General features: G+C 67.4%; 16 protein-coding genes. 5 read left to right on the top strand and 11 right to left on the bottom strand.

Translation table 11 applies throughout. From position 1 onward, the window contains the following. The 4 genes from AB5S05_RS18075 to AB5S05_RS18060 form a co-directional block, all read right to left on the bottom strand. Complete coding sequence (locus AB5S05_RS18075) at window positions 1-201, bottom strand: hypothetical protein (RefSeq protein ID WP_369288912.1); 201 nt, start codon at window positions 199-201, stop codon at window positions 1-3. A gap of 98 nt (window positions 202-299) precedes the next feature. Beyond that, entirely contained in the window at window positions 300-1,181 is an 882-nt protein-coding gene (locus tag AB5S05_RS18070) for a ChaN family lipoprotein (protein WP_369288911.1), read from the bottom strand. 8 nt (window positions 1,182-1,189) lie between these two features. Continuing rightward, entirely contained in the window at window positions 1,190-1,957 is a 768-nt protein-coding gene (locus AB5S05_RS18065; protein WP_369288910.1) for a heme ABC transporter ATP-binding protein, read from the bottom strand. Then, window positions 1,957-2,994, bottom strand: coding sequence for a FecCD family ABC transporter permease (locus AB5S05_RS18060; protein ID WP_369288909.1), 1,038 nt, complete (start codon window positions 2,992-2,994; stop codon window positions 1,957-1,959). The genes AB5S05_RS18065 and AB5S05_RS18060 overlap by 1 nt, the downstream gene beginning before the upstream one ends. Window positions 2,995-3,156: 162 nt before the next feature. On the opposite strand from AB5S05_RS18060, the gene AB5S05_RS18055 reads away from it, so the two are divergent. Beyond that, window positions 3,157-3,489: a Rieske (2Fe-2S) protein gene (locus tag AB5S05_RS18055; RefSeq protein WP_369288908.1), complete on the top strand. Its 333-nt coding sequence runs from the start codon at window positions 3,157-3,159 to the stop codon at window positions 3,487-3,489. On the opposite strand, the gene sfsA is transcribed toward AB5S05_RS18055, so the two are convergent. Continuing rightward, window positions 3,484-4,191 (bottom strand): DNA/RNA nuclease SfsA, encoded by a 708-nt coding sequence (gene sfsA / locus AB5S05_RS18050; protein WP_369288907.1) that lies wholly within the window; start codon window positions 4,189-4,191, stop codon window positions 3,484-3,486. The genes AB5S05_RS18055 and sfsA overlap by 6 nt on opposite strands. Next, complete coding sequence (locus AB5S05_RS18045; RefSeq protein ID WP_369288906.1) at window positions 4,181-5,362, bottom strand: pyridoxal phosphate-dependent aminotransferase; 1,182 nt, start codon at window positions 5,360-5,362, stop codon at window positions 4,181-4,183. Before AB5S05_RS18045 ends, sfsA begins: the two co-directional genes overlap by 11 nt. 197 nt (window positions 5,363-5,559) lie before the next feature. Between AB5S05_RS18045 and dksA the strand changes: the two genes are divergently transcribed. After that, window positions 5,560-6,003 carry an RNA polymerase-binding protein DksA gene (gene dksA / locus AB5S05_RS18040; protein WP_369288905.1) on the top strand — a complete coding sequence of 148 codons (444 nt, stop codon included), beginning with the start codon at window positions 5,560-5,562 and terminating at the stop codon, window positions 6,001-6,003. Between the two features lie 102 nt (window positions 6,004-6,105). Continuing rightward, a complete protein-coding gene (gene gluQRS / locus AB5S05_RS18035) occupies window positions 6,106-6,993 on the top strand; it encodes a tRNA glutamyl-Q(34) synthetase GluQRS (protein ID WP_369288904.1) in 888 nt (295 codons plus the stop codon). Here gluQRS and gcvA read toward each other — a convergent pair. From gcvA to AB5S05_RS18010, 5 genes are all read right to left on the bottom strand, one after another. Further along, complete coding sequence (gene gcvA / locus AB5S05_RS18030; RefSeq protein WP_369288903.1) at window positions 6,990-7,925, bottom strand: transcriptional regulator GcvA; 936 nt, start codon at window positions 7,923-7,925, stop codon at window positions 6,990-6,992. The genes gluQRS and gcvA overlap by 4 nt on opposite strands. Before the next feature lie 15 nt (window positions 7,926-7,940). Next, window positions 7,941-8,723, bottom strand: coding sequence for an IclR family transcriptional regulator (locus AB5S05_RS18025; RefSeq protein WP_369288902.1), 783 nt, complete (start codon window positions 8,721-8,723; stop codon window positions 7,941-7,943). Between the two features lie 120 nt (window positions 8,724-8,843). After that, window positions 8,844-10,340, bottom strand: coding sequence for a CoA-acylating methylmalonate-semialdehyde dehydrogenase (locus AB5S05_RS18020; RefSeq protein WP_369288901.1), 1,497 nt, complete (start codon window positions 10,338-10,340; stop codon window positions 8,844-8,846). A 66-nt stretch (window positions 10,341-10,406) separates the two neighbouring features. Beyond that, the gene (locus AB5S05_RS18015; RefSeq protein ID WP_369288900.1) at window positions 10,407-11,564 is read right to left on the bottom strand and encodes an iron-containing alcohol dehydrogenase; all 1,158 of its coding nucleotides are present in this window, start codon (window positions 11,562-11,564) and stop codon (window positions 10,407-10,409) included. Window positions 11,565-11,669: 105 nt separating this feature from the next. Beyond that, window positions 11,670-13,229 carry a BCCT family transporter gene (locus tag AB5S05_RS18010; RefSeq protein ID WP_369288899.1) on the bottom strand — a complete coding sequence of 520 codons (1,560 nt, stop codon included), beginning with the start codon at window positions 13,227-13,229 and terminating at the stop codon, window positions 11,670-11,672. 825 nt (window positions 13,230-14,054) lie between these two features. On the opposite strand from AB5S05_RS18010, the gene AB5S05_RS18005 reads away from it, so the two are divergent. Together AB5S05_RS18005 and AB5S05_RS18000 are read left to right on the top strand one after the other, a co-directional pair. Next, complete coding sequence (locus AB5S05_RS18005; RefSeq protein WP_369288898.1) at window positions 14,055-16,568, top strand: CoA transferase; 2,514 nt, start codon at window positions 14,055-14,057, stop codon at window positions 16,566-16,568. A gap of 120 nt (window positions 16,569-16,688) precedes the next feature. Further along, on the top strand, window positions 16,689-17,978 hold the full coding sequence (locus AB5S05_RS18000; protein ID WP_369288897.1) for an MFS transporter: 1,290 nt from the start codon (window positions 16,689-16,691) through the stop codon (window positions 17,976-17,978). Window positions 17,979-17,996 lie beyond the last annotated feature (18 nt).

The following is a 17,996-nucleotide window of genomic DNA, read 5'->3' as shown; positions in this document are numbered from 1 at the left end:
TCATCGGCGCGAGCCTTCCACGACCAGCATCATCAACAGGATCAGCAGGGCCCAGGCGGCGAACAGGTAGGCGAACAGCAGCGGTATGCCGAACAGCCGCTGGGGACTGTCGAACAGCGCCAGCAGCGGATAGCTGAACAGCAGACAACCCAGCAGGAACAGCGCTACCAGGCGCTGCGCGCGTAGCGTGCGATTGGCCATGCCCTCACCTCCTGGGCTAAGTGTGGCCGATTATTCGCCCCACGCACTGCACGACCTTGGTCGATGCCCCGGCACGCTGGCCTCGCCGCGCTGCCGGGCTACTCGCCCAGTGCGGCGCAGTAATCCTGCTCCGGCCGGCGCGGCGTGTACCAGACCAGGTCGGCCTCGGCGGCCGTGACCGTCTGGCCGAGCTCGGCGAGGATCAGCACCAGCCCCCCCGTCGGCTCGCCCAGGTCCTGCAGGTGCAGGGGCACGCCCAGGTCCCGACGCACGTGGTAGGCGCCGGCCAGCAGCAGGCTGGGCGCGGGGGCGGCCAGCAGCGCCTCGGCCATGCGCCGGTCGCGCTGCTGCTGCACGGCGAGCATGGCCGGCAGCTGGCTGTCCGGCAGCTTGCCGCAGTGGGACTCGCGGATCTGCTCCTGCAGCGCCGCGCGCACCGCCGGCGCGGTCGAGCGCAACCCACTCAGCGCCGGCGGCTGGCGATAGACCTGGAGCAGCTGCGGGCGGTCCAGGTTGGCCGCCAACAGCGGATAGGGGCGGTCCAGGGCATGGCGCACGATAGGCCCGTACAACGCCCAGTCCCAGCCCTTCTGCCAGGCCAGCGCGGCGGGCAGATCGGCGATGGTCTGCCCGCTGGCGATGCCCCGGCGCGCCGCCTCCACCCTGGCCTGCTGGTCCGGGTTGAGCATCTCCAGCAGCAGGCTGCCCTGCGCGCGCCGGTGCTCCAGCGCCTCCAGCAACCAGTGCTGCAGGACGTGATGATCGGCGTTGTCGTGACGCTCGCCGATCAGCAACCGCGACGCGCCGGCCAGGCGCTCGACCAGCTGCGCCGGGTTCAGGGGTTGGCCACTGCGCAGGTCGAGGATCTGCCCGACTTGAGCCTGCTCGCGCCCCTCCGGGCTTTGCCACGCCGGCAATGGCGGCAAAGCGGCCTGACAGGCGGACAACAGCACCAGCAACGACAACAGGATTGGACGCATGGGACTCCTCAACGGGCGATGATCAGGGGATGGCCTCGCTCCGGGTGGCGCTGCACCAGCACCTCGAGACCGAACACCGCCTGCAGTGGCTCGGCACGCAGGACCTGTTCCGGCGTACCCAGGGCCTGCGGGCGGCCGCGATCGAGCAGCAGCAGGCGGTCGCAGTAGCGCGCCGCCAGGTTCAGGTCATGCAGGATCACCAGCACCGCGGCGCCCTGCTCGGCGAAGGCGCGGGTGGCCTGCAGGGTGGTGTGCTGGTGCAGCGGGTCGAGCATCGAGGTCGGCTCATCCAGCAGCAGGACCTGCCCTGCCCCGCCCGGCCAGAGCTGGGCCAGCACCCGCGCCAGGTGCACGCGCTGGCGTTCGCCGCCGGACAGCGCCAGGTAGCTGCGCCCGCTCAGGTGCGCCGCATCGGCCGCCGCCAGCGCCGCCGCGACCACCTCGCCGTCGCGCGCCCGGCCGCTGGCGTGCGGCAAACGGCCCATGGCCACCACCTCCTCGACCCGGAAGGCGAAGCTCAGCGTCGAGTTCTGCGGCAACACCGCCAGGCGCCGCGCCCGTTCGGCACCCTGCCAGTCGCTTAGCGCTCGCTGGTCGAGCCACACCTGCCCGCGCGCCGCCGCCAGTTCGCCACAGAGCGCGCCGAGCAGGGTGCTCTTGCCCGCACCGTTGGGACCGAGCACACCGAGCACCTCGCCGGGCAGCAACCGCAGGTCGATATCCGCCAGCACGCAACGGGAACCGCGCTGCACCGCCAGGTTTTCCGCTCGCAGCATCAGGCGCGCCCCCGCAGCAACAGGTAGAGGAAGAAGGGCGCTCCGATCAGCGCGGTGACGATGCCGATCGGCAGCTCCGCCGGCGCCAGGGTCAGCCGCGCGGCCAGGTCGGCGAGCAGCAGCAGGCTGGCACCGGCCAGCGCCGAGGCCGGCAGCAGCACGCGGTGATCCGGCCCCACCAGCAGGCGGATCAGGTGCGGCACGACCAGGCCGATAAAGCCGATCATCCCCGCCGCCGCCACTGCCGCGCCGACGCCCAGGGCCGTGCACAACACCAGTTCGCCCTTGACCCGCTCGACGGCGAAGCCCAGGTGGCGCGCCTCCGACTCGCCGAGCAGCAGCGCGTTCAGCGCCCTGGCCCGACGCGGCAGCCACAGCGCCACCGCCACGGTCACCAGCAGCAGCGGCCACAGCCGGGCGTAGCTGGCACCGTTGAGGCTGCCGAGGTTCCAGAAGGTCAGGGTGCGCAGGGTGGCGTCGTCGGCCAGGTAGGTGAACAGGCCGATGGCCGCGCCGGCCAGCGCGGTCAGGGCGATACCGGCCAGGAGCATGGTCGCCACGCTGGTCTGACCGTCACGCCGGCCCAGGCGATAGACCAGGGCGGTGACCCCGAGCCCGCCGATAAAGGCGCACAGCGACAACAGGTAGGGCGCCAAGGCATCCGGCAGGCCGCCAAACGCGGCGCCACCGACGATCGCCAGCGCCGCGCCGAGGGCCGCCCCGCTGGATACGCCGACCAGCCCGGGGTCGGCCAGCGGGTTGCGGAACAGGCCCTGCATCGCCACCCCGCACAGCGCCAGCACCGCACCGACCGTCAGACCGAGCAGGCTGCGCGGCAGGCGGATCTGGCCGAGGATCAGCTCGGCCTGGCGCAGCTCCTCGCTGCCTACGGGAAGGCCGAGCAGACGCAATGCCGCCTGCAGGGTATCGGCCAACGGCAGGCTGACCGGCCCCAGGGCCAGCGACAGCCAGAGCGCCAGCGCCAGCAGCAGGCCCAGGGCAGCGAACAGCGCGCGCGTTGGAATGACGGGGTTCATGGCGTGGCCAGGGCTTCGTGGATCAGGGTTTGGCAGGCAGGATAAGAGGCTGCGGCGCCGACCGCCAGCCCGGCTCGCGGACGCAGGGGCGCGACACCGGTCGCGCGCCACTTGGCAGCCTGTAGCAGATCGGCATAATGCGCGGCTGCCGTGGAGGGACTGATGATTCGTTTATGCGCCACCGATGAACTGGCCGAGGGCCACAGCCGAGGCTTCGAGATAGCCGGCGGCAAGCTGCTGGCCGTGCGCAAGGACGGCCGGGTGTTCGTCTACCGCAACCGCTGCCCGCACCGCGGCATCCCCCTGGAATGGCTGCCGGACCAGTTCCTCGACCACAGCGCCAGCCTGATCCAGTGCGCCACCCATGGCGCGCTGTTCCTCATTGACAGTGGCGAATGCGTGGCCGGCCCCTGCGCCGGCCAGTCGCTCGAGGCACTGAGCTGCGCCGAGAACGACGGCGCGATCTGGGTCGAATCGCCGCCAGCAGCGCTATAGCCGGACCTCGAGCCGGCGCGCCAGGCGCACTTCCTCGGCGCCGATGTCGGCGCCATAGGCCAGCACCTCGACGCCTGCGGCGACCGCCTCGCGCAGCGCCGCGGCGTAGGCCGGGTCGATCTCCGCGGCCGGGCGCACCGCCTCGATGCCGCTCAGGTTGACGCAATACAGCTGCACCGCGCGCACACCGTCACGGGCCAGCGCCGCCAGCTCGCGCAGATGCTTGGCGCCGCGCTCGGTGCGGGCATCGGGAAAGGCCGCCACCGCGCTGTCGGCGAAGCCCAGGGTGACGCTTTTCACCTCGACGTAGGCCGGCCCGTCCGGGTAATCCAGGCGGAAGTCGATGCGGCTGCGCTCCTGGCCATAGGGCACCTCCCGTTTGAGCCCGTCGAAACCGGCCAGCTCATCGATCAGCCCGCCCCGCAGCGCCTCCTCGACCAGGGCGTTGGCTCGCCCGGTATTGATCAGCGCCAGGCGCCCATGCGGGGTCTCGCCCAGTTCCCAGGTGCCCGGCAGCTTGCGCCTGGGGTCGCTGGAGCGGCTGAACCAGACCCGCGCGCCCTCGCTCATGCAATTGAGCATCGAGCCGGTATTCGGGCAGTGGATGCACAGTCGCTCGCCGTCGGCGGTCTCGATGTCGGCGAGGAAGCGCTTGTAGCGGCGTAGCAGCACGCCCTGCTGCAGTGGCGGCTCAAAGCGCATCGGGACGCCAGCTCTTCAGCCCGCGGGCGATGCGCTCGACCGCCTGCTGCAGGCGCGGCAGGTCCTGGGTGTAGGCGAAGCGCACATGCTGGCCGGCCAGATGGCGGCCGAAGTCCAGCCCCGGGGTGAAGGCCACATGCTCGGTTTCCAGGAAGTGCCGGCAGAAGGCGAAGGCATCGCCGCCGAAGGCGCCGATGTCGGCATACAGATAGAAGGCCCCCTCCGGTTCCACGGCGATCCTGAAGCCCAGCTCACGCAAGGCCGGCAGGAGGAAATCGCGGCGGCGGGCAAATGCGTGGCGACGCTCCTCGAGGATCTCCAGGGTCGCCGGCTCGAAGCAGGCCAGCGCCGCGTGCTGGGCCATGCTCGGCGCGCTGATATAGAGATTCTGCGCCAGCTTCTCCAGCTCGGGTACGGCCGCCGGCGGCGCCACCAGCCAGCCCAGGCGCCAGCCGGTCATGCCGAAGTATTTGGAGAAGCTGTTGAGCACGAAGGCGTCGTCGTCCACCTCCAGCACGCTGCTGGCATCCATGCCATAGGTCAGGCCGTGGTAGATCTCGTCGACCACCAGGTGCCCGCCCCGCTCCTTCAGGGCGCGGGACAGGGCGGCCAGCTCGTCGCGGTGCAGCACGGTGCCGGTGGGGTTGGCGGGCGAGGCGACCAGGGCGCCGACGCTGTCCTTGTCCCAGTGCCGGGCGACCAGCTCGGGGGTCAGCTGGTAGCGCGCCTCGGGCCCCACCGGCACCAGCTGGGCGGCGCCCTCGATCAGGCGCAGGAAGTGACGGTTGCAGGGGTAGCCGGGATCGGCCAGCAGCCAATGCTTGCCCGGGTCGACCAGCAGGCTGCTGGTCAGCAACAGGGCGCCGGAGCCTCCCGGGGTAATCAAAATCCGCTCAGGGTCTATGCTCAATCGATAGCGTTGCGCGTAGAAGCCGGCTATTGCCTCGCGCAGCGCCGGAATGCCGCGTGCCGCCGTGTAGCGGGTATGCCCGGCCGCCAGGGCGGCCTGGCCGGCGGCGACTATGGGCGCGGCGGTGGTGAAGTCCGGTTCGCCGATTTCCAGGTGGATCACGTCGAAGCCTTCGGCCTGCAACTGATTAGCCCGGGCCAGCAGCGCCATGACGTGGAAAGGTTCGATGGCGCGGCTGCGCGCACTGTAGGACTGGGCCATGGAGCTGCCTTGATAGAGGTTGAAGCGGGGATTCTAACCAAGGGCTCAGTGAAACGGCAGCAACCACGACAACCGGGAGTGGCGCGGGTTGAATTGATCTGGTAAGTTCGCCCGCTTGCAGACGCAGGGCCGTTTTTATAACCGGCAATGGATATCATCCTGCGCAGTGGATTAGAGAAAGTGAGAGGCGGTCATCCATGCCCACCAAAGCAAAAGCAAAGAGCAGCCAACTGATTCGTGGCTTCGAACCCTACAAAGAATCCAAGGGTGAGGAGTACATGGGTGAGCCGATGCGCGCTCACTTCACCGGCATCCTCAACAAATGGAAGCTGGAACTGATGCAGGAAGTCGACCGTACCGTGCATCACATGCAGGACGAGGCGGCCAACTTCCCCGATCCCGCCGACCGCGCCAGCCAGGAAGAAGAGTTCAGCCTGGAGCTGCGTGCCCGTGATCGCGAGCGCAAGCTGATCAAGAAGATCGACGAAACCCTGCAGCTGATCGAAGACAACGACTACGGCTGGTGCGACTCCTGCGGCGTCGAGATCGGTATCCGTCGTCTCGAAGCGCGCCCCACCGCGACCCTGTGCATCGACTGCAAGACTCTGGCGGAAATCAAGGAAAAGCAGATCGGTTCCTGATCTGACCACGGGGCGCGCAAGCGCCCCGTTCTGTTTCTGCCCTCGATCGAGGCCGCCCCCATGGGCGCGGATTCAGCCGCGATACGCCGTATATCCTCCCCCATGAACGCTCCCGCCTATATCGGTCGTTTCGCCCCCACCCCCAGCGGTTACCTGCACTTCGGCTCGCTGGTCGCGGCACTGGCCGCCTACCTGGACGCCCGCGCGGTGGGCGGCCACTGGCTGCTGCGCATGGAAGACCTCGACCCGCCACGCGAAGTACCCGGCGCCCAGGACGCCATCCTCAGGACCCTGGAGAGCTACGGCCTGCACTGGGACGGCCCACTGGTGCGCCAGAGCGAGCGCCACCCTGAGTACCAGGCGCTGGTCGAGCGCCTGCTGGAGCAGGGGCTGGCCTATGCCTGCACCTGCTCGCGCAAACAACTGGAAGGCTATGGGGGTGTCTACCCGGGATTCTGCCGCGACGCCGGTCACGCCCCGAGGGACGCCGCGATCCGCCTGCGCGTGCCGCAATTGAGCTACGGCTTCGTCGACCGGGTGCAGGGCGAGTACCACCAGCACCTGGGCCGCGAAGTTGGCGACTTCATCATCCGTCGCCGCGACGGGCTCTATGCCTACCAGCTGGCGGTAGTGCTCGACGATGCCTGGCAAGGCGTGACCGATGTGGTGCGCGGCGCCGACCTGCTCGACTCCACCCCGCGCCAGCTGTACCTGCAGCAGCTGCTCGGCTACCCCCAGCCGCGCTACCTGCACGTGCCGCTGATCATCCAGCCCGACGGCCACAAGCTGGGCAAATCCTACCGCTCGCCACCGCTGCCGGCCGACCAGGCCGCGCCGCTGCTGGTGCGCGCCCTGCACGCACTCGGCCAGCGGGTACCGGCCGAACTGGAACAGGCCCGCCCGAGCGAGCTGCTGGCCTGGGCGAGCCGGCACTGGGACGCCGCGCGCATCCCGCGCCGCCGCACCCTGGCCGAAGCCCAGCTGCGCTAGAGGCTCGGTTGCCGCCCAGGGCCGAAGAGCGCGGGCGCCTCGGCACGGGCACGTTCCGCCTCCTCCACCAGCCATGACCAGAAGGCCTCGGCCTGGGGCGACAGGTACTGATGGGCCGGGCAGGCCAGATAGAACGCCTCGCTGGTGGCGATGCGCTGCTCGAACGGGGCGAGCAGACGCCCGCTGGCGATCATGCCTGCCACCAGTGAGGTGCGCCCCAGCGCCAGGCCATGGCCGAGGGTGGCCATCTCCAGGGCGGTGATCAGGGTATCGAACTGCATGCCCTGAGACGGATCGACGTGGTGGAAGCCGGTCTGCTTGAGCCAGTAACCCCAGCCCTCCTCGTAGCCGATCACATGCAGCAGGGTGTGGTCGACCAGGGCCTCGGGTGACGCCGGCGGCGCCTCGCCGTTGTTGAGCAGCGGGCTGCACACCGGAAACAGCTCGTCCCAGGTCAACCGGCTGGACTTGTAGCCCTCCCAGACGCCCTGCCCGTAGCGGATCTCCATGTCCGCCTCCTTGCCGCGTTCATCGAGCCAGATATTGCTGGTGAAACGCAGACCGACATCCGGGTGGCGCTGGCGAAAACGCGCCAGGCGTGGGGCCAGCCAGGTGGTGAAGAACACCAGGTTGACGCGCACGGTGAGCAGGCGCTTGCGCCCCTGGCCGAACAGTTCGTCGGTGGCCGCAGCCAGACGTTCGACGGCCTCGTGCACCACCGGCATGTAGGCCTGGCCGGCCTCGGTCAGTTCCAGCCCGCGCGGCAGGCGCTTGAACAGGCTGACGCCGAGCTGCGACTCGAGGCCCTTGACCTGCTGGCTGATCGCCGCCTGGGTCAGGTTCAGCTCGGTGGCCGCCTGGGTGAAGTTCAGGTGGCGGGCCGAGGCCTCGAATGAGCGCAGCCAGTTCAGGGGGGGAAGTCGTTTCTTCATCGTTAGCGCCCGCTATCAGTCCCTGACGACCTCCGTGTCGGTGATCAGCCGCCCCAACTCCCCGGCCGCCTCGCGTAGCAGCGGAGTATATGCCAGCAGTTCGTCCAGGCTCTTGCCTATGAGCGGCGCATGGCTGAACAGACAGGCGAACAAGCGACCATCGCCGGCGCGGATCGGCACCGCGCAGGCCACCAGGCCGTCGACGAACTCCTCGTCGTCGATACCCAGCTCGTTTTCCCGGGTTCTCTGCAACGCTTCTTCCAGCGCGGCAGCGCTGGTCAGGGTATTGCGCGCAAAACGCTGCAACGGCAGGTTGTTGATGATGCGCTGGCGCCGCTCCCTGGGCAGCGACGCGAGGTAGAGCTTGCCGCTGGCGGTGCACCAAATCGGCGTATGGCTGCCGACCGGCAGGTGCACCTGCAAGGGCCGGTCGCTCTGCACCCGGTCGTAATAGATCATTTCGCTGCCATTGGGGATGGCAATGCCGCAGGTCTCGCCGATTCGCGCCACCAGACGTTTCAGGATGGCCTGGCGCGGCGCCTTGAAGCGGCCGCTGTAGAGCACGCCCAGGGCGATGTCGTGCATGCGGTCGCCCGGCACCAGCAAACCGCGCATATTGATCTGCAGGTAGCCGTCGCCTTCGAGCTGGCTCAACAGGCGATGAATGCTCGGCTTGGGGATATCCAGCTGGTAGGCGAGGTCGGCCGGCGACATCGGCCGCTCGGCCTTGGCCACGGCCTCGATGATCTCCAGCACCCGGCTGATCGAGGAGCCTTTCTCGCGGATGGTCGTCGTCATGGATGCAGTTCCCCCGGTCAAGCAAGCGGTTGCAGGGCATCAACGACGGCGGCCACGCCCCCTTGCGTGGGCGTGGTCTCCGGCCTGCGCAAGGCGCAGGCTGCCCGAGTGGGCGAGCGCTTACTTCATGGTCGGCATGGAGAAGGAAACACCCTCGCGCACCCCGGCCGACGGCCAGCGCTGGGTGATGGTCTTGCGCTTGGTGTAGAAGCGCACAGCGTCCGGGCCGTAGGCATGCAGGTCACCGAACAGCGAGCGCTTCCAGCCGCCGAAGCTGTGGTAGGCCACCGGCACCGGCAGCGGCACGTTGATGCCGACCATGCCGACCTTGATGTGGTCGGAGAAGTAGCGCGCCGCCTCGCCATCGCGGGTGAAGATGCAGGTGCCGTTGCCGTATTCGTGGGCATCGATCAGCTCCATGGCCTGCTGCATGCTGTCAACACGCACCACCTGCAGCACCGGGCCGAAGATCTCTTCCTTGTAGCTGAGCATCTCCGGGTGCACGTTGTCGATCAGGGTGCCACCGACGAAGAAGCCGTTCTCGTGTCCTTCGACCTGCGGGTGGCGGCCGTCGACCACCACCCTGGCGCCCTGCTCCTCGGCGCTGTCGATGTAGCCGACCACCTTCTGCTGATGGGCCCTGGTGATCACTGGGCCGAAGTCGTTGCTCTTGTCCGAGTAGGCGCCAACCTTCAGCGACTGCATGGCGGTCTGCATCTTCTCGATCAGCGCATCGGCGGCCGCGTCACCCACCGCCACCGCCACCGACAGCGCCATGCAGCGCTCGCCGGAGGAACCGAAGGCGGCGCCGAGCAGCTGGTTGACCGCGTTGTCCATGTCCGCGTCGGGCATCACGATCGCGTGGTTCTTCGCGCCGCCCAGGGCCTGGCAGCGCTTGCCGTTGGCGTTGGCCGTCCTGTAGATGTACTCGGCGATCGGCGTCGAGCCGACGAAGCTGACGGCCTGGATGCGCTCGTCGCCGAGCAGCACGTCGACCGCCTCCTTGTCGCCGTTGACCACGTTCATCACCCCGTCGGGAAGGCCGGCTTCCTGCAGCAGCTGGGCGATGTACAGGGTCGAGCTGGGGTCGCGCTCGGATGGCTTGAGCACGAAGCAGTTGCCGCAGACGATGGCCATGGGGAACATCCACAGCGGCACCATCGCCGGGAAGTTGAACGGGGTGATGCCGGCGACCACCCCCAGCGGCTGGAACTCGCTCCAGGAATCGATGTTCGGGCCGACGTTCTTGCTGTGCTCGCCCTTGAGCAGCTCGGGGGCGCCGCAGGCGTATTCGACGTTCTCGATGCCGCGCTGCAGCTCGCCGAGGGCGTCATGGGCGATCTTGCCGTGTTCCTCGCCGATCATCTGGGCGATGCGTTCGGCGTTCTGCTCGAGCAGCTCCTTGAAGCGGAACATCACCCGCGCACGCTTAATCGGCGGGGTATTGCGCCATTCCGGGAAGGCCGCCTCGGCGGCGGCGATGGCCTGCTCGACGGTGGCCCTGGACGCCAGGGCCACCTGCTTGCTGACCTCGCCGGTGGAGGGGTTGTACACGTCCTGCAGGCGCGCCGCATCGCTGATGACTCGGCCGTTGATCAGGTGTCCTACTGTATTCATCGCAACAGTTCCTCATTGATGCTGTTTCGGGCGGCGGGCTGGCCGCCGACGGGGAGAAAAACCGGACTACCAGAGCTGCCTGTACAGCTCGATGATCTCTGCGGCGCTCGGCACGCGGGGGTTGTTGTTCGGCGAGCCGGAGACCAGGGCCTGCTCGGCCATGACCGGCAACTGGTCGAAGAACTGCTGGCGATCGATGCCGAACTGCTCCGGGCTGGGCACCTGCAGTTCGTCGTTGAGCGCGCGCAACTCGGCGAGCAGCTTGGCGTTGGCCAGTTCGACGCTGTCGCCGAGGCTGGCCACGCCGATGGCCCGGGCGCAGTCGGCATAGCGTTCGGCGGCGGCCGGGATGGAAAACTCGGTGACAGCCGGCAGCAGCATGGCGTTGGACAGCCCATGGGGGACGTGGAAGTGCGCGCCGATCGGCCGGCTCATGCCGTGCACCAGGGCCACCGAAGCGTTGGAGAAGGCCACCCCGGCCAGGGTCGAGCCGAGCATCATGGCCTCGCGGGCGGCCTTGTCCGCACCGTCGTGGTAGGCGCGGCGCAGGTTCGGGCCGAGCAGGCGCATGGCCGCCAGGGCCTGGCAGTCGCTGTAGAGGCTGGCCTTCTTGCTGACGTAGGCCTCCATGGCATGGGTCAGGGCATCGATGCCGGTGTCGGCGGTGATGCGCGGCGGCAGGCTGAGGGTCAGGCTGAAGTCGATCAGCGCCGCCACCGGCATGAAGCCGATGCCCACGCAGAGCATTTTCTCGTCGGTCTTCTCGTCGGCGATGATGGTCACCCGGGTGACTTCCGAGCCGGTGCCGGCGGTGGTCGGCACGGCGATGATCGGCAGGCCGGATTCGACGACGATGCGCGGGAAACGGTAGTCGCGCATCTCGCCGCCATGCCTGGCGAGGATGGCGATGGCCTTGGCGCTGTCGATCGGGCTGCCGCCGCCGAGGGCGATGATGCAGTCGTAGTCGCCGCTACGGGCCTTCTCCACGCCGGCCTGGATCGAGGCGACGGTCGGTTCGGGCACCGTCTCGTCGAACACCTCGGCCGGGATGTCGTGGGCCGCCAGGCGCTGCTGGATGGCGGCGGCATAGCCCAGCTTGACCATCATCTTGTCGGTGATGATCAGCGGCCGCTGGCAGCCCAGGTTGGTCATGACGAACGGAATGTCCTGACTGGCGTTCTCGCCAATCTGCAGGATGCGGGGAAGTATCACTTGAGTAGACATGGCGACTCCAGATGTTCACGGGTGAAGCCACCCGGGGCATGCCATCGGCATCCCCGGGCGATTGGCTGATGGGATGGCCGCGAAGCGCTGTTCGCGGCCAAGGACTCAGATGCCGCCGGCGACTACCGGTGGCTCGATGGCGCTGACCTGAGCCCTGGCGGCGACGACCTTGTCCTTGAGATCGACCTCGGCCACTTCCTCGCGCAGGGCCTTGAGGAAGCCGTAGCTGGCGATCAGCGCCACCACCGAGAACGGCAGGGCCGCCACGATCGAGGCCGTCTGCAGGGCCTTGAGCCCGCCGGCGAACAGCAGCACCGCGGCCACGGCACCGATGGCCATGCCCCAGAACACCCGGTAGCGGGCCGGCGGGTGCTCATCGCCCATGCAGATCAGGGTGCAGATCACCAGGGTCGCCGAGTCGGCCGAGGTGACGAAGTAGGTCACCAGCAGAACGGTGCAGATCACCGACATCAGGATCGTCAGCCACTGGCCCACACCCATCAGCTCGATGGTCTTGAACAGCGCCATGGTGATGTCGTCGTTGACCGCGGCGGTGATGCCGCCGCCGCCGAACAGCTCAATGAAGATCGCGCTGTTGCCGAACACGGTGATCCAGAAGGCGGCCAGTACGGTAGGGGCGATCAACACACCGAGGACGAACTCACGGATGGTGCGGCCCTTGGAGATGCGCGCGATGAACATGCCGCAGAACGGCGCCCAGGCGATCCACCAGCCCCAGTAGAAGATGGTCCACCAACCCTGCCACTGGCCCTTGGGGTCGGGGTCGACCCAGAAGCCCAGCTGCACCGCATTGGCCAGGTAGTCGCCCATATTGGAGGCGAACGCGCCGAGCAGGTAGGCCGTCGGCCCGAACACCACGAACAGCGCCAGGATCACCATGGTCAGCTGCATGTTCAGCTCGCTGAGCAGGCGGATGCCCCTGTTCACGCCACTGAGTACCGAGGCGGTGGCGATCACCGAGATCACCGCGATCAGGATCACCTGGTTGCTGATCGAGACCTCGATGCCCATCAGGTACTGCAGCCCGGCGTTCATCTGCTGCGCGCCCAGCCCCAGGGAAGTGGCGATACCGAACACGGTGCCAAATACCGCCAGCAGGTCGGCGGCATGCCCCAGGGGGCCATAGATGCGCTCGCCCAGCAGCGGATAGAGGCTGGAGCGAATCGACAGTGGCAGGCCCTTGCGGTAGGCGAAGTACGCCAGCATCAGGCCGAATACGGCGAACAGGCCCCAGCCGTGCAGCCCCCAATGGAAGATGGCGATACGCATGGCGACCTGCGCGGCCTCGGCGGTCATCTTCTGTTCTTCGCCGAAGAACGGCGTGCCCTGAAAGTGATAGATGGGCTCGGCGATGCTCCAGAACAGAATGCCGATGCCGATGCCCGCGCCAAACAACATGGAAAACCAGGAGAAGTTGCTGAACTCCGGCCTGTCGTCGTCCTGGCCCAGGCGTATGCTGCCGAATCGGCTGAAACTCAACCACACCGCGAAGAACAGGAAGAAACTCATCAGCGCGATGTAATACCAGGCCAGATTCGACGCGATCAATCCTTTCGCGGCGCTGTAGAGTCCACCTGCATACTCAGGATCAACCACGGTAAACAATACAAAGACAATAACCAGCACCGCCGCACCTATCGACATAATAGGATTGGCGCCAGCCAACATCCCGGCAGCGGGCACAGTTTTTATTCTGCTAGTCATTGTCCAGCCCCCTGTACCAGCACACTCGAGCAATTCTTTCTTATATTTATTTTCATCTTGCACCTCTCAGCTGTTGGTTAACCCTATGACCAGCAAGGGCTAAGTTGACCCTGTGAGCAACACCGGCGCGACAGCCTGCTGCGACGCCGCACCGATAACCGAAACAGGCGATTCCCATCGACCGTTCCAGGCGTACCGCGCAGCGGCGAAAACCACCGATATCGATACGAAAGCTATTGTTATGAATAAAAAAAACCATGAGAAGCAATAAAATACCGGCCTTTGACCCGCTATTTTTTATGGCTCCCTCGCTCCGCTCGACAGTGAGATAGCGCCATGCTCACCCTCCCCTACAGCGCTTTGGATGCGCGCCAAGGACTTGCACAGCCATAAGAAAAAACCCGTCTAAGGTCCATTTTTTATTGCTGGCTGCAACAGGCGTTCATTTCTACTATCGGCTTCACCGAGACAGGCAAGTCGCCTGCCGAAAGTGCCCACTATTTCGAGTGCAAATTGATATATGCGAGGTCAAGCGGGCTTAACTATTCGGACCACTCTTCGAAGCCAGCCATTCTTTTACAAGCAGACGCTTGCCGCACCTGGCCATGTTTGCCCGAATAAATGGATAGAGGCCGCGAGACAAATCAAGCGCCCGCAATAGTGGTTGGTGAGTACCGGCAGCAATGCCCTGAACAAACACAGATCAGCGCCACCTTGGCTGTTGTCGATCAGCCAGTTGGATCGCTCCTAGAGGGATAGAGTGGAATGAACAACAACAATCAATTGCCGTTGGCCGGTGTTCGCGTAATCGACTTCGGCCAGCAGATCGCCGGCCCTGCCGTGGCCATGACCCTGGCCGACCTGGGCGCCAGCGTGGTGCACATCGACCCGCCCGAGGGGCCGCAGTGGGACCACCCGGCCAATGCGGTGCTCAATCGCAACAAGAGCTGCCTGCGCCTGGACCTCAAGTCCGAAGCCGGGCGCGACCAGGCCCTGGCCCTGATCGACAAGGCCGATATCGTCATCGAGAGCTTCCGCCCCGGCGTCATGCAGGCGCTGGGCATCGACTTCGCCGCGCTGCGTGAAGCACGCCCGGAGCTGATCACCCTGTCCATTCCCGGCTTCGCCAGCAACGACACGCTGCGCCGCGAGTGGAAGGCCACCGAGGCCGTGGTCGCCGCCACCGCCGGCGCCTTCACCGACATGGGCTTCAACCGCGTGCTGCTGGGCCTGAACCCGAGCTTCTCGCCGCTGCCGCTGGGCTCGGCCTACGCCACCACCCTGGCCGCCGCTTCCGTGGCCCTGGCCCTGCAGGCCCGCGAGCGCACCGGCCGTGGCGATGCCATCGAGGTGCCGGTGATCTCCGCGCTGATGGAAGGTCTGTCGTACAACTCCTACGTCATCGAGGGCCTGCCCGAGCGCTACAAGACCATGCGCGAGAAGGAGATCGAGTACCGCAAGGCCAACGACATTCCCATGGACCTGAGCTACGAGGACCTGCAGGAATACCTGGACCCCTTCTATCGCACCTATAAATGCGCGGACGGGCGCATGTTCTATTGCGTCTGCCCCTCGCACCGCAACCACGCCAAGCGTGCCCTGACCGTGCTGGGCATCTACGACGAACTGGTCGCCGAGGGCCTGCCTGAGGTCAACGACCTGCATGCGCCGATCAGCGAATGGGACGGCGAGACCTCCATCGGCGTCTACCCGCTGCCGAAGAAGTGGGCCGACCATATCTCCGCCAAGATGAAGCAGGCCTTCCTGACCAAGACCTCCGAGGAGTGGGGCAAGATCTTCGGCGAGGGCCAGATCCCCGGCGCGCCGCACCGCACCACCCAGGAGTGGGTCAACCACGAGCACACCAATGCCGCCGGCCTGATCGTCGAGGTCGACGACCCCGAATACGGCCTGATGAAGCAGCCCGGCCCCTTCGCCTGGCTGGAAGAGTGCGCCGCGCAGATGGTCGCACCGCGCCCGCGCCAGAACGTCAGCTTCGAGCAGGCCCTGGCCGAGCTGAGCGAAGTGGCCGCCGCCGAGGTCGTCACCCGTCCGGTCGGCGCCGCCATCGCGCCAGCCTCCAAGGCCGGCTGGCTCGACGGCCTGCGCATCCTCGACCTGACCAACGTGATCGCCGGCCCGCACTCCACCGCCTTCCTCGCCCGCTTCGGCGCCGAGGTGATCAAGCTCGATCCGGTCAAGCCGCTGTACGACCCGCTGATCGGCACCCTGTTCACCTTCCAGACCGGCATGGGCAAGCGCAGCGCCCTGGTCGACATCCTCAGCCCCGAAGGCCGCGAGGTGTTCAACCGCCTGGTGCGCTCGGTGGACATGGTGGTGATCAACGCCCCCGAGCGTCAGCTCAAGGCCCTGGGCCTGGACCACGACAGCCTGCAGGCGGTCAACCCGGGCGTGCTGTTCTGCCGCCTGGACTGCCTCGGTGGCCCGCTGCCGGGGCCGAAAACCAACTACATCGGCTACGACGACATCATCCAGGCGCACAGCGGCATCATGAGCCGCTTCGGCGGCCCGGACACGCCGGAAGAGCACGCCCACCTCGGCACCCTGGACGTCAACTGCGGCTTCGCCGCCGGCCTGGGCATGGCGGTGTCGATCTACCACAAGCTCAAGACCGGCCAGGCGACCCGCTCGCGCACCTCGCTGTCGGCCATCACCAACCTGGCGCAGATCTCCTTCGCCTTCGACTACCAGGGGCGCGCGCCCTTCGACGAGCCGTCCGGCCGCGAGGTGCTGGGCCACAATGCCCTGTCGCACTTCTACCAGACCGCCGACGGCTGGCTGTACCTCGACGCCAAGCCAGCCGAACTGGCGAAGCTGGAGCAGGTCGAAGGTCTGGCCGGCATCGCCACGGCGGCCGACGTCGGCGCCTTCCTCAAGCAGGCGCTGCAGGCCGCACCGGCCGCCTACTGGGCCGAGCAACTGCAGGCCGCCGACATCGCCGCCGCGGTGCCCCAGTCGATCGAGTCGCTGCGTGAGCAGTACAGCCGCGAAGGCGACGGCAGCGTCGGCATCGACAAGGGCAGCTTCGCCTTCTCGATCCACCGCGACCACCCGAGCGGCCACTGCCTGACCCAGATCGACCATCTGGCGATCCGCCCGGCCGAGGCGGCCATCAAGGCGGTCAGCCTGCCGGAGCGCTGGGGCCACTCGACCCGCGAGGTGCTGGCCGATGCCGGCTACAGCGCGAGCGAGATCGAGTCGATGCTCGCGCGCAACATCGCCAGCCTGGGCTGGGCCAAGGAGTTCCTGCCCAGCTAAGCTCCACCTGGCGCGGGCGGGACAAAAGTCCCGTCCGCGGCGACTTTACCCGGCTCTGCCGCGCACCTGCGCGGCGGAGCCGTTTGGCCCGACCTGGGTTGCATCCTGTGGGGAGTGTCCATGCTGCAGCAGACTGTCCGTTCCGTTTGGCCGCTGTTCTTCGGCCTGGGCATCATCGGCCTGTGCATCGGCGCCCAGGGTTCGCTGCTGGGCATCCGCGCCGAACTGGAAGGCTTCGACACCCGCGCCACCGGCCTGCTGATGTCCGGCTACTACCTGGGCTTTTTGCTCGGTTCCCTGCGCGCGCCGGCGATCATCCAGCGGGTCGGCCATGTGCGCGCCTTCGCCGCGCTGACCGCCCTGGCCTCGATGACCATCCTGGTCCATTCCGTGCTCGTCGACCCCTGGGTCTGGGGGCTGATGCGCCTGCTCACCGGTTTCTCCGTGTCGGCCATCTACGTGGTGGCCGAGAGCTGGCTGAACCAGGCCGCCGACAACCGCACCCGCGGCCAGCTGCTGTCGCTGTACATGATCACCATGCTCGCCGGCCTGTCCGCCGGCCAGTTCCTGCTCACCCTGTCCGACCCGGCCGGCTTCGAGCTGTTCACCCTGATCTCCATCCTGATCAGCCTGGCGGCCATCCCCATCCTGATCACCGCCACGCCGATGCCGGCCTTCGAGAGTGCCCGGCCGGTGAGCATCGCCACCCTCTACCGCATCGCGCCGACCGGCCTGGTCGGCTCCTTCCTGATCAACGCCTGCTACGCCATGGTGCTGGGCATGGGCTCGGTGTACGCCAGCCGACTGGGCATGCGGGTCGAACAGATCTCGCTGTTCATGGCCCTGCTGGTGCTCGGTGGCATGCTCCTGCAATGGCCCCTGGGGCGGCTGTCGGACGGCCGCGACCGACGCACGGTGATCGCCGCCGCGGCCGGCGCCGCCTTGCTGTTCGCCCTGGCCAGCGCCCAGGTTGGTTTCGCCAGCAACCACAGCCACCTGCTCCTGGCGTTGCTGTTCGGCGGCAGCTGCTTCCCCCTGCTGGCGCTGTACCTGGCGCTGACCAACGACCAGCTGGAGGCCGACCAGGCCACCGGCGCCAGCAGCGCCCTGTTGCTGGTGGGCGGTGTGGGCGCCAGCATCGGCCCCTTCCTCGTGTCCCTGAGCATGGACCGCTGGGGCCCCGCGAGCTTCTTCTACAGCCTGGCGGCGATCGCCGGCCTGATGACCGCCCATGCGATCTACAAGCGCCTGACCGACCCCTTCCCGGTTTCCAGCGACCCCCCCAGCCCCTTCCAGATGCAGGCCCCCCTGGCGGTGGGTTCGGTGCTGATGGAGTCGCTGCCGACGGGCAGCGAGCCCGGCGAGCGTGGCGATCAGGCCGACGCACAAGCCTCCTCGCCCAGCACCTGAACCATCGACCCGGCCAAG

Origin of the sequence: Pseudomonas zhanjiangensis (assembly GCF_041027545.1) — a bacterium.
In the GTDB taxonomy this organism is placed as follows: domain Bacteria; phylum Pseudomonadota; class Gammaproteobacteria; order Pseudomonadales; family Pseudomonadaceae; genus Aquipseudomonas; species Aquipseudomonas zhanjiangensis.
The sequence above is the reverse complement of the archived record's forward strand: the minus strand, read 5'-3'. Positions and strand labels throughout refer to the sequence as shown.

What these genes read in the sequence shown, in the direction of transcription:
- AB5S05_RS18005 (WP_369288898.1), top strand. Translation starts at nt 14,055, where the DNA reads ATGAACAACAACAATCAATTGCCGTTGGCCGGTGTTCGCGTAATCGAC.
- dksA (WP_369288905.1), top strand. Translation starts at nt 5,560, where the DNA reads ATGCCCACCAAAGCAAAAGCAAAGAGCAGCCAACTGATTCGTGGCTTC.
- AB5S05_RS18060 (WP_369288909.1), bottom strand. Translation starts at nt 2,994, where the DNA reads ATGAACCCCGTCATTCCAACGCGCGCGCTGTTCGCTGCCCTGGGCCTG.
- AB5S05_RS18045 (WP_369288906.1), bottom strand. Translation starts at nt 5,362, where the DNA reads ATGGCCCAGTCCTACAGTGCGCGCAGCCGCGCCATCGAACCTTTCCAC.
- AB5S05_RS18010 (WP_369288899.1), bottom strand. Translation starts at nt 13,229, where the DNA reads ATGTCGATAGGTGCGGCGGTGCTGGTTATTGTCTTTGTATTGTTTACC.
- AB5S05_RS18025 (WP_369288902.1), bottom strand. Translation starts at nt 8,723, where the DNA reads ATGACGACGACCATCCGCGAGAAAGGCTCCTCGATCAGCCGGGTGCTG.
- gluQRS (WP_369288904.1), top strand. Translation starts at nt 6,106, where the DNA reads ATGAACGCTCCCGCCTATATCGGTCGTTTCGCCCCCACCCCCAGCGGT.
- AB5S05_RS18065 (WP_369288910.1), bottom strand. Translation starts at nt 1,957, where the DNA reads ATGCTGCGAGCGGAAAACCTGGCGGTGCAGCGCGGTTCCCGTTGCGTG.
- AB5S05_RS18020 (WP_369288901.1), bottom strand. Translation starts at nt 10,340, where the DNA reads ATGAATACAGTAGGACACCTGATCAACGGCCGAGTCATCAGCGATGCG.
- sfsA (WP_369288907.1), bottom strand. Translation starts at nt 4,191, where the DNA reads ATGCGCTTTGAGCCGCCACTGCAGCAGGGCGTGCTGCTACGCCGCTAC.
- AB5S05_RS18055 (WP_369288908.1), top strand. Translation starts at nt 3,157, where the DNA reads ATGATTCGTTTATGCGCCACCGATGAACTGGCCGAGGGCCACAGCCGA.
- AB5S05_RS18075 (WP_369288912.1), bottom strand. Translation starts at nt 201, where the DNA reads ATGGCCAATCGCACGCTACGCGCGCAGCGCCTGGTAGCGCTGTTCCTG.
- gcvA (WP_369288903.1), bottom strand. Translation starts at nt 7,925, where the DNA reads ATGAAGAAACGACTTCCCCCCCTGAACTGGCTGCGCTCATTCGAGGCC.
- AB5S05_RS18070 (WP_369288911.1), bottom strand. Translation starts at nt 1,181, where the DNA reads ATGCGTCCAATCCTGTTGTCGTTGCTGGTGCTGTTGTCCGCCTGTCAG.
- AB5S05_RS18000 (WP_369288897.1), top strand. Translation starts at nt 16,689, where the DNA reads ATGCTGCAGCAGACTGTCCGTTCCGTTTGGCCGCTGTTCTTCGGCCTG.
- AB5S05_RS18015 (WP_369288900.1), bottom strand. Translation starts at nt 11,564, where the DNA reads ATGTCTACTCAAGTGATACTTCCCCGCATCCTGCAGATTGGCGAGAAC.